Source organism: Rouxiella silvae, assembly GCF_002093625.1.
Classification (GTDB): Bacteria; Pseudomonadota; Gammaproteobacteria; order Enterobacterales; family Enterobacteriaceae; genus Rouxiella; species Rouxiella silvae.
In genome coordinates this window covers 31,158-41,276 of the sequence record NZ_MRWD01000054.1, presented here as the reverse complement: position 1 = coordinate 41,276, position 10,119 = coordinate 31,158, and the positions used below count along the sequence as shown (strand labels likewise).

At 51.7% G+C, this 10,119-nt stretch carries 7 protein-coding genes; 3 read left to right on the top strand and 4 right to left on the bottom strand.

The features are described 5' to 3' along the window. The first annotated feature begins 385 nt into the window (after positions 1–385). Positions 386–649 (top strand): peroxide/acid stress response protein YhcN, encoded by a 264-nt coding sequence (gene yhcN, locus BS639_RS19380; protein ID WP_055782419.1) that lies wholly within the window; start codon positions 386–388, stop codon positions 647–649. 149 nt (positions 650–798) lie between these two features. On the opposite strand, the gene mpl is transcribed toward yhcN, so the two are convergent. Beyond that, positions 799–2,181 carry a UDP-N-acetylmuramate:L-alanyl-gamma-D-glutamyl-meso-diaminopimelate ligase gene (gene mpl, locus BS639_RS19375; protein ID WP_055782415.1) on the bottom strand — a complete coding sequence of 461 codons (1,383 nt, stop codon included), beginning with the start codon at positions 2,179–2,181 and terminating at the stop codon, positions 799–801. 168 nt (positions 2,182–2,349) lie between these two features. Between mpl and fbp the strand changes: the two genes are divergently transcribed. Together fbp and ppa are read left to right on the top strand one after the other, a co-directional pair. After that, the gene (gene fbp / locus BS639_RS19370) at positions 2,350–3,354 is read left to right on the top strand and encodes a class 1 fructose-bisphosphatase (RefSeq protein WP_055782410.1); all 1,005 of its coding nucleotides are present in this window, start codon (positions 2,350–2,352) and stop codon (positions 3,352–3,354) included. A 174-nt stretch (positions 3,355–3,528) separates the two neighbouring features. Further along, a complete protein-coding gene (gene ppa / locus BS639_RS19365; RefSeq protein ID WP_055782407.1) occupies positions 3,529–4,059 on the top strand; it encodes an inorganic diphosphatase in 531 nt (176 codons plus the stop codon). A gap of 104 nt (positions 4,060–4,163) precedes the next feature. Here ppa and BS639_RS19360 read toward each other — a convergent pair whose 3' ends face one another. From BS639_RS19360 to tamA, 3 genes are read right to left on the bottom strand one after another with little or no spacing between them, the layout of a single operon-like run. Beyond that, the gene (locus BS639_RS19360) at positions 4,164–4,514 is read right to left on the bottom strand and encodes a gamma-glutamylcyclotransferase family protein (protein WP_055782403.1); all 351 of its coding nucleotides are present in this window, start codon (positions 4,512–4,514) and stop codon (positions 4,164–4,166) included. A gap of 2 nt (positions 4,515–4,516) precedes the next feature. Beyond that, positions 4,517–8,365: an autotransporter assembly complex protein TamB gene (gene tamB, locus BS639_RS19355; protein ID WP_084984069.1), complete on the bottom strand. Its 3,849-nt coding sequence runs from the start codon at positions 8,363–8,365 to the stop codon at positions 4,517–4,519. Continuing rightward, a complete protein-coding gene (tamA, locus tag BS639_RS19350) occupies positions 8,362–10,104 on the bottom strand; it encodes an autotransporter assembly complex protein TamA (RefSeq protein ID WP_084984068.1) in 1,743 nt (580 codons plus the stop codon). The genes tamB and tamA overlap by 4 nt, the downstream gene beginning before the upstream one ends. Positions 10,105–10,119: the final 15 nt, after the last annotated feature.

Here is a 10,119-nt window from a genome sequence, read left to right as displayed (position 1 = left end):
ACCAATAGTTATTCTTTTAGGTTATAAAAAACACACCAAATCACCTTTTAACAACGCGAAAAACTATTAGCAAACTATTAATATTTTACGTTATTAGATGTAGACTTGTTTTCGTGATGCGAATCACATTGAGTTAAGGCATCACAACTTTGTTATAAGACGAGATTTGAATATCCATTCAAATGCCGCCGATAAAACGGATTTATCGCTGCAAAAATCCTGCATTATGTGCACAAACCTCTGCTCGCAAGACTCACGCGACCCCGTTTGGCATAACGCCCTTTTTTACAGTTCTGATAAGTCCATCAATTAAACCGTATGACCGTCTGCACCTGCAATCTTTACCCTCAAGACAGGTCGTGCAAAGGTAAATGAGGAAACTATCATGAAAATTACTACCACTATTGCCGCATTGGCTCTCTTTTCTGCCGTATCGTTTGGTGCTTCTGCCGCCCAACTGGTGACAAATCAGCAGGCTGAAAACCTGCAGTCTGTCGGCACAATTAGCGTGAGCGGTATCGATGGCGTGCCAAGCGATATTCGCCAGCAACTCTCTCAGAAAGCAGACAGCCAGGGCGCATCGTCCTATCGTGTCATCGAAGCACGCAATGACGGTAACTACCACGCGACTGCTGAAATTTATAAGTAATAACGAAATATTGGCGAGAGCGGCTTTACCCTAATAACCTGAATATAAACAATTAATACGCCGTTCTCTGGCGCTTCTGAACCCTCGTCGTCCTGTCCGACGACACCCTTTTGCCCTCGCTTGCGAGGGCTTTTTTTAGGGTTTAACGCTTACTTCCGGTTAGCCGAAGATTCAGCTTTTTTTTCAAGCGCCGCCAGCAATTTACTGTGGATCCCGCCAAAACCACCGTTGCTCATCACCAGAATATGGTCACCCGGCTGAGCCGTTTTGACAATCATCTCGGTTAATCCGTCAACGTCGGCATGCCAATGCGCCGGTTGGATACAGCGTTCAGCAACTTCAGCCACCTGCCACGGAATATTTTGCGGTTGCAGCAGGAATACTTCATCAGCTCGGCCCAAAGAAGGAGCCAATTCGTTTTTGCTCATGCCCATTTTCATAGTATTTGAACGAGGCTCAAGCACAGCAATGATCCGCGCCGTGCCGCCCACTTTGCTACGTAAAGCGGCGAGCGTCGCCAGAATTGCCGTAGGGTGGTGAGCAAAATCGTCATATACGCTTACGCCGTTGGCAATGCCACGAAGCTCCAGACGACGACGCGCATTGATGAACCCGTCCAGCGCCCTGCAGGCATCGGCAGGATTTACCCCCACGTGGCGCGCGGCGGCAACGGCCATGAGAGCATTGTGCATATTGTGTTCACCCACCAGCGACCACGAAACCTCGCCAGCAACTTCACCGTTGAGCGTCACCTGAAACTTGCTGGCATCCGGTGTGGTTTTTTTGGCATTCCAGGTACAACCATCACCGGCAAATTCTTGCTCGCTCCAGCATCCCATCGCCATAACCTGCTTAAGCGGCGTGTCGTGCTCCGGCAGGATGATTTTCCCCTGTCCCGGAACCAACCTGACCAGATGATGGAACTGTTTCTGAATCGCCTTTAAGTCATCGAAAATATCAGCATGATCAAATTCGAGATTGTTAAGGATCAGCGTGCGCGGGCTGTAATGAACAAATTTGGAACGCTTGTCGAAGAACGCACAGTCATATTCATCAGCTTCGATGACCATGAACGGGCTATTGCCCAAACGTGCAGACACCTCAAAGTTGCCCGGCACACCCCCAATCACATAGCCAGGCTCGTAACCGCATTCTTCAAGGATCCACGTTACCATGCCAGCAGTCGTGGTTTTACCATGTGTACCGGCGACAGCAATCACCCAACGGCCTGGAAGCACATGGTCGTGAAGCCACTGCGGACCCGAAACGTAGGGGATGCCCTGCTCGAGCACGGCCTCGACGCATGGATTGCCTCGCGTCATCGCATTACCGATAACAACCAGGTCTGGCTGAGGGTCTAACTGAGTCGGAGAGTAGCCCTGAATCAACTCAATTCCCTGATTTTCCAACAACGTACTCATCGGTGGATAGACGTTGTCATCCGATCCGGTTACCTGATGTCCCTGTGCGCGGGCCAGCATTGCCAGTCCGCCCATAAACGTGCCGCAAATCCCAAGAATATGAATGCGCATAAATTTTCCATTATTGCTCTTAAGTCAGTGGCTATTCTAACGCTCAGAATCCTCCAGAAGAAATGGATTTGCCTATGATCCGTCCATATATTTGGGCTAAACTGCTTACGCTTCTGTAAAAGATTTATTAAAAATCGGTTACTCATCCTAGGATTCAGGGAACGTATCATGAAAACGTTAGGCGAATTTATTGTTGAAAAGCAGCAAGATTTTCCACATGCCACAGGCGAGCTTACTGCGCTACTCTCGGCAATAAAACTTGGTGCCAAGATTATTCATAGAGATATCAACAAAGCAGGCCTGGTCGATATACTCGGCACCAGCGGCGTTGAGAACATTCAGGGCGAAGTTCAGATGAAACTCGACCTGTATGCTAACGAAAAGCTCAAGGCTGCAATGAAAGCGCGCGGCGAAATCGCCGGCATCGCGTCTGAAGAAGAAGACGAAATTGTTGTCTTTGAAGGTGAACGCGCAAATAATGCGAAATACGTGATCCTGATGGACCCGCTGGACGGTTCGTCCAATATCGACGTTAACGTTTCAGTCGGCACCATTTTCTCAATTTACCGCCGTACTTCGCCACTGGGTCAGCCGGTTACTGAAGCAGACTTCTTGCAGCCGGGCAGCCAGCAGGTTGCAGCGGGCTATGTGGTTTATGGGTCATCCACCATGCTGGTTTACACCACCGGTGCTGGCGTTCACGCATTTACCTATGATCCGTCTTTAGGTGTATTCTGCCTCTCCCACGAGAAAGTCATGTTCCCGCCAAAAGGCTACATGTACTCCATCAACGAAGGGAACTACATTAAATTCCCTAAAGGCGTTAAAAAGTACATCAAATACTGTCAGGAGCAGGACGAAGCGTCCGGCCGCCCTTACACTTCACGTTACATTGGCTCTTTGGCCGCAGATTTCCATCGCAACTTGTTGAAAGGCGGCATCTACATTTATCCAAGTACCGCAAGCCATCCTCAGGGCAAACTGCGTCTGCTTTATGAATGTAACCCAATGGCCTTCCTTGCCGAACAGGCAGGCGGTAAAGCCAGCGACGGTAAAAACCGTATTCTGGACATCGTGCCTACTAAGCTACATGAACGCGCCCCGTTCTTCGTCGGCAATAGAGACATGGTTGAAGATGCTGAACGCCTTATCAAACAGTACCCTGACGAATAAAAATCCAAGCTGGGCTGTTTGCTAAATTACTTTTAAGTACCCAAACTCCGGGGTGGCATGATGCCGCCCCGATTCTTTTTTAGGAAAAAACGGACCATGAAAAGGCGGGAATTCCTGTCGGAGTTGGCTATAATGTCCGGCACTACATTTCTGGTTCAATAAAGGAAACCAACAATGAGCTTACTCAATGTACCGGCTGGCAAAGACATGCCAGAAGATATCTATGTTGTTATCGAAATTCCGGCCAACGCCGATCCCATCAAATATGAAGTAGATAAAGATACCGGTGCACTTTTTGTTGACCGTTTCATGTCAACGGCGATGTTCTATCCGTGCAACTACGGTTACATCAACCACACCCTGTCTCTTGACGGTGACCCGGTTGACGTTCTGGTCCCAACGCCTTACCCACTGCAACCTGGTTCAGTGATCCGCTGCCGTCCGGTTGGCGTATTGAAAATGACTGACGAATCAGGTGAAGATGCGAAAGTTGTTGCGGTTCCACACACCAAGCTGAGCAAAGAATACGATCACATTAAAGATGTGAACGACTTGCCTGAGCTGCTGCGTGGCCAGATCACCCACTTCTTCGAGCAGTATAAAGCGCTGGAAAAAGGCAAATGGGTCAAAGTTGAAGGTTGGGACAATGCAGAAGCGGCGAAAGCCGAAATTGTTTCTTCATTCGAGCGTGCTAAAGCAAAATAAGGCCGCTGCCTGCTTTGCTTTGTCGCAAAAAAACACCGCCCATTGGGCGGTGTTTTTTTTACCGACTTTATACTTACCTGACGAAGACGACCCTTACCTTTTTCTCACTTATCTTCATCCGCACGTTTTAGCCAGTCACCACCCTTAATGCGCTCTACTCCCTCGAGAGAACGAATATACAGGTAGATCCAGGCACTGCCGTACGGCGTGGAGATTAGCTCACGACGGTAATCTTTGGTGTTACTTTTCAGTTCGTCAAGCTCAGCCATAATGGATGAGTTGATGCGGTAAACTTCGCAATAGATTTTCCCTTCCCCGGGAACTGCTGCCGGATAATGCCCCAAATTATAAAGGGCATAGCCGTCAAGCTCGTGGTCACCCAACCACTGAGCGTTTGTCATCCAGTGACTATTACCCTGCTTGCGTCGTAAACTGCCGTAGACAATTATTCGCATGGTTAAAACTCAAACTGATAGAGCAAATCTAATGCCTGATCTATGCCAGACACCGCTTCCAGATACAATTTAGGCATTAAACGATAGCGCAGCGTCAGGGTCGCCAGTGAGTCAAAAATACCCACTCCGTACTTAACTTGCAGCCCAGGCAGGACATAACCACTGACCACAACCTGAGAGCTGTCCCCAACGCCCTGCGTATCCAGCGCCAAATTACTGACGCCAAATGCCTCACCGATTTTACCCACAAGTTTGCCACTTTGTGCAACCCCCATGCCGATAAGCATTGAAGTCATGGCGCTACTGTCGGCTCCCGAACTGTCGAGTCCCTGTCCGCGTAACAAATAAGACAGCGCTTCTTCCTGCGACATTGTCGGGTCTGAGAAAACCTCAAGCTTAGGCGCGTCTGCTTCACCGGTTACCCGCACGCCGGCCACCACGTCATTCTCGGTCGAATCCGGATTACGGATAGCCTCGAGATTGAGCAACGGCTGGTCTGCCGGACCCGAGAACAACAGCTGGCCTTTTCTAACGATTAAGTCTTGTCCATAGGCGTGGAACCGACCGGAAGGAATATCAATCTGGCCGTTTAATCCTAACCCACGTTTGTCCTGTTGTACTTTGAGTGCGCCTTTCAAGCGCGCTTTCAGGCCAAAGGCATCAAGTCGAACATCATCTCCGATGTTCACCACAAGATTCGTGTTGATAGGTATCGAGGTCGATGCCGGAGCAATCGGCTGATGCTGGTTATTCAGCATAACCTCATCAGACGAGACGCCAACCGCGCTCTCAGGAAGCTCCTGAACCGTAATACGCGCCCAGGGAATATCAACCCTACCGTTCAACGAAAATGCCTGCGGTGTAGCATCAAACACTAGATCGGGTGAGACATCAAGCCGAACCATTGGTGGAACCGATACCCTAACCTTATCTCCCTTCGCCGCGATACGCGCACGCCAGTTATTTGGCTCACTCCAGTCTGCATTACCGTCAAGCGCCAACTGCCCGTGATTGGTCCTGATGACCCCCGCAAGCAGCGATGACATGCCGTTGAAATTAATGTTCAAATTGGCGTTAGTAATATCAAACGGCATAAACTGCGCATCAAAATCTACATCGGTCAGCGCCAGCTTGCCGTAAACCTGCGGCATTTTAGCATTCCCTGCCACGCGTAAATTGGCATTGAGTATGCCGGAAGCTTTTTCACCGTCCATAAGCGCCGGCTGCAAAATACCCATCGAGATGCGAGTGATGTTGACGTTACCGCTGAGATTACGTTTGCCCAATGGATCGGCAATCTGAATCTTGCCATCAAGCTGACCATTGTTGGCAATCTTGATTAACCAATCAAGATTCGCGCGACCGTTTTGCAGTGCAGCATTAAGGTTAAGCGTATCGAAAGCCACGGGCAGAGGATTGCCCTGCACAATCTGCTGCACTTTTACCCCTTTGCCCACCAGCGACACGCTGGCCTGCGGCAAACCACCCTGCGCCTTCCAGGCAACGTTGGCCTTGCCGCTGAACTGCCCAGCAAGCTGGGTATCGTCGGTCAGGAAGGGTTTTAGCATTGCCAAATCAAAGCGATTAAGCACGATGCTGGCCTGCCCGCTGGCACCGGCGTCGATGGTCGTCGGCACACAAACGTCGGCATTAGGGTTCTGCCAACAGTGAGGACCTATGGTCACACGCTGCTCGGTATTAAAGTAGGTCAAGGCAATCGGACGCGTTAGACGCCACTCGCCCACCGGCGTATCAAACAGCGTATTGCTGATAGTGCCTTTCCACTGCTGCGTTTTGCGTTCAAAACTTCCGTTCAGTGCCAGACGCCCGCTGACCGGTTTACCGCTCACACTGAGGTTAAGCTGATGCTGCTTTTCATTACCTTTGGCATCGAGTGTAATGTCGCTAATATCCAGCGCATCCTGCTTGAGTTGCTGAACCTTAACCGCCAGCGTGCCCTGTATCTGGTCACTTGACGTCACATCCCCCTTAATGTTGACACGGCTGACGCTCATAGCCTGCCATATCAGATTACTGGCCGTTAAATCAGCCAATACCTGCGGCGCTTTCAAATTACCGCGCAGCTGGATCATACCTTTCACAATGCCACCCAGTCCCGGTAATGCGCCGTCGAGGTGAGGCGCATCGACGTTGGCATCCAGCGCCCATTTGTCGCTAAGCTTGCCTTTAACGTCGAGATTATTGCGGCCGAGTTCAAGATGCAGCTGCGGAATATCCCACTGCCCGTAGCTGTTGCCACGCAGATTACCGCGGGCCTTCACCAGATTCTTTTTAACGTTACCATCGAGTTCGAGGGTAGGCACTTGAAGCTGCCAGCTGCCGCCGTACAGACTGCCGCGCAGGGCAATCTTGCCCTTCAGCTTAGCTGGCCACTCCGGCCACTGTTTGGCAGTATCAATACCATTCAGGGTCAGCAAGGTATTCCAGCTTACCGCTTTGCTCCAGTCCACTACGCCGGTTAGGTCGGTATTGCCCTGTAGCGCGGCCAGTCGCAGCAGCGTCAGTTTGAATTGCTCAAGGTTGCCTTTACCGTCTAGCGAAAGGTTAGCCGAAGGCAGTTGGTCACCGCTGAAACTGGAGCGTAAAGACAGCGCATAATCCGTCGCCTTGCCGCTGAACTTCATGTTGAAGCCTTTCACCTGATACTGGGGCGTACCGGTCAGCGGCCACTGCAGCGCGTCGCTTTGCAAATTCAAATCAATCGGCAGCCCAGCCAGTGCCAGCTCGGTTTGCACCGCCAACTGAGCGCGCACGGGTCCTGAAAGGTTGACGCCCACTTTCAACTGGTTACGCAGCTCACCGCCAACGGTCAGTTTTATTTTCTCGCCCTTCAGGGGATCGATATTGACCGCAGTATTCACAGTCATATCGACCGGCCAGTTACCGGTAAGCTGCGCCTGACCTAGGCCGTCGATTGATCCCTGTGGGGATCTGACCTCAAGCTTATCGAGCTTAACCTGCTGATTTTCTGTGGTTATTTTTAGCAATAGGTGATTAATCAGCAGGTCGTTATCACCGGTCAAACGCAGGTTCTCACCCGTAATTTGTTGAACGGTGAGATCCAGCGGCAGTGTGAAGTCCGGCAGCTCAGGCAGCAACGGCTTGGCAAACAGCGCTTTTAACGTCTCGCCAATCGGCGGCGCTTCAGCCGCGGATTTAGCCTCTTTTTCTGCTGTTTTTGCCGCATCGGACGGTTGACCGGTAACCTTTTCCGTCACCTTTTCAACGGCTTTGTCGCTAGCTGCCTGTACAACAGGCGGCAGCGGATGCGTCGGCGTTTTTGGCAGAGCAATCAGTAAACCGGAGATATTAGTCGGCAAAAGCGTGAGTGCGCGGTCCTTCCACTCGATGCCGGTGCGAAACTCCGCCAGCGACACCGTTTTGTCATCAATGGTGACGTTGACATTATTGAGCGTCAACAGCCTGAGATTGATCGGGTAAGGCGTACTGAGGTTGGTCAACGGCTCGCTGGACTCTGGCTCTGGCGCGGTTGAAGGCGCCATCTCTTGGGTGTTGACCACCACGTTGACGTCCTGTGCGCGCACGGCGTTCACACACAGCTGACTGTGCCTGAAACAGGATAAATCAACGGACAGATGAAACTCACCGGCGTGGACGTCAACGCCGGGCATTTTATACTCCACACCTTTTAGTGTCAGACTGCGCCAGCCGCCCTCGACGTTGGCAATCGACAGTCCCGGCACAAAGCGCTGCGCGCCGTTAAGCAGCAGATGCAGACCGGTTTGCGTACCCACCAAAAAACCTACCGTGCCAATCAGCAGCAGCACAATAATCAGGAACGCCAGGCAAATCTTTTTAAACAAACTCATAGTTCTGGACCCAGGCCGATGTAAAATTGCAATCCATGCTCGTTCTGATCACCCACCGGCGCAGCGATGTCAAATTTGACCGGGCCAATCGGTGACGCCCAGCGCACGCCCACGCCCGCACCCGTTTTAACGTCACTTTTCGCGATGTCATTCACCGCTTCACCGCTGTCAACAAACACCGCGCCCCACCATTTTCCGGTCACGTTATATTGATATTCCAGTGAACCGGTCGCCAGTTTTGATGCACCCGTCAGCTTGCCATCGTCATCTTTGGGCGAGATAGACTTATATTTATAGCCGCGAATACTGCGATCGCCACCGGCGAAGAAGCGCAGTGAAGGCGGGACTTTTTCAAAATCGTTAGTTTCGATCCAACCCACGTTGCCGCGCACCACAAAGCGGTTTCTGTCACCTAACATGCGGATCCAGACGTTTTGCGCCTGCACTACGGCAAAGTCGATATCTGAGCCCCAGGTGGTATCAGAGACATCGAGAGAATAGCGCTGCGTATCACCCCAGGTTGGCATCAGGCCGCCGCGGGAACGGGTTCGGCTGACGGTAACGCCCGGATAAATCAGCATCGTGGTGTTGGTGACGTTACCCTGCGTAAAGTGGTCGAGGCTCCAGCGCAGGTTCACCGAGCGCTGCCAGCCGCTGTCACTGTCCCAATAGCGCGCCACATTGGCGGTACTTGAGTCAGACTTTGTGTCGTTGAGGTCTTCACGTTTGAAGCCCCCCTGCACCAGATAATATTGCTGGAGGGGATCTTTAAGCAGCGGGATTTTATAGCTCAGATCCAGCGTTTGTTCAGGTGCAGACAGGCTGACCGAGGTCTCAAGGCTCTGCCCGCGATCGTTTAGCCACGGTTTTTTCCAGTTGGCTTTCACTCGCGGCCCCACGTCGGTGGCATAACCGCCACCGAGTTCAAGGGTGTTACGCGTGCGCGGCGTGACGACGGCATTGAGCGGCAGCGTTTTACTGGCTTTGGCTTCTTTATTATCAAAGTCGGGTGAAACGACCACCGAGTTAAACCAGCCTGTGGCGGCCAGACGGCGGTTTAGCTCGGCCAGCTGTGCCGAACTGTAGTAATCACCTTTATGGAAAGGCACGACGTTTTGCAGATAGTCATTGCGTATCTGCGCGCCTTCGAAGTTGACCTGCCCAAAACGATAGCGCTGTCCACTGTCGAAATCGATATCCCAAAATGCCTGATGTTCATCTTCAATCACCCCTAGCTGGCTCTTGCGCATATCCGCATCGAAATAGCCTTTGCGCAGGGCAAGACCGCTCAGCGAGCCTTTGAAACTGTCATAGGTTCCGTGATTGAGGAGGGTGCCATTGGCCGGGACTTTAGTTCTTTTAAGGGCTTCGAATTCGTCATCCCCTTTCGCCTGCCCTTCTATCGTGACAGTGGTTCCGGCGATTTTTATCGGCGTACCCGGCGAAACTTTAGCTATCAGAACGGGTCTGCCCGGCGGCGGCGTTTGCACAAAATCAAAATCGATGGTGGGCTGATAGTAGCCCAGAGGGCGAAGCCCCAGCTGTATCGCCTCACTGACCCTGGCGCGGAAACGGCCATCAGCAGACACCTCGTCAGTTCCAATGGAAGAGAGGCGTACGCGAACGTTTTTCTGCAAGTCTCCGCTCAGTCCTTCCAATTGCAGCCGCACCTTGGCAGCATAGGATAACGGGGGTGCCAGCAGTACGGCTAACAAACAAAGTTCACGGTATCGTGGCACAAGCTCTCCTGCTAT

What these genes read in the sequence shown, in the direction of transcription:
- BS639_RS19360 (WP_055782403.1), bottom strand. Translation starts at nt 4,514, where the DNA reads ATGCGAATAATTGTCTACGGCAGTTTACGACGCAAGCAGGGTAATAGT.
- tamB (WP_084984069.1), bottom strand. Translation starts at nt 8,365, where the DNA reads ATGAGTTTGTTTAAAAAGATTTGCCTGGCGTTCCTGATTATTGTGCTG.
- yhcN (WP_055782419.1), top strand. Translation starts at nt 386, where the DNA reads ATGAAAATTACTACCACTATTGCCGCATTGGCTCTCTTTTCTGCCGTA.
- fbp (WP_055782410.1), top strand. Translation starts at nt 2,350, where the DNA reads ATGAAAACGTTAGGCGAATTTATTGTTGAAAAGCAGCAAGATTTTCCA.
- mpl (WP_055782415.1), bottom strand. Translation starts at nt 2,181, where the DNA reads ATGCGCATTCATATTCTTGGGATTTGCGGCACGTTTATGGGCGGACTG.
- ppa (WP_055782407.1), top strand. Translation starts at nt 3,529, where the DNA reads ATGAGCTTACTCAATGTACCGGCTGGCAAAGACATGCCAGAAGATATC.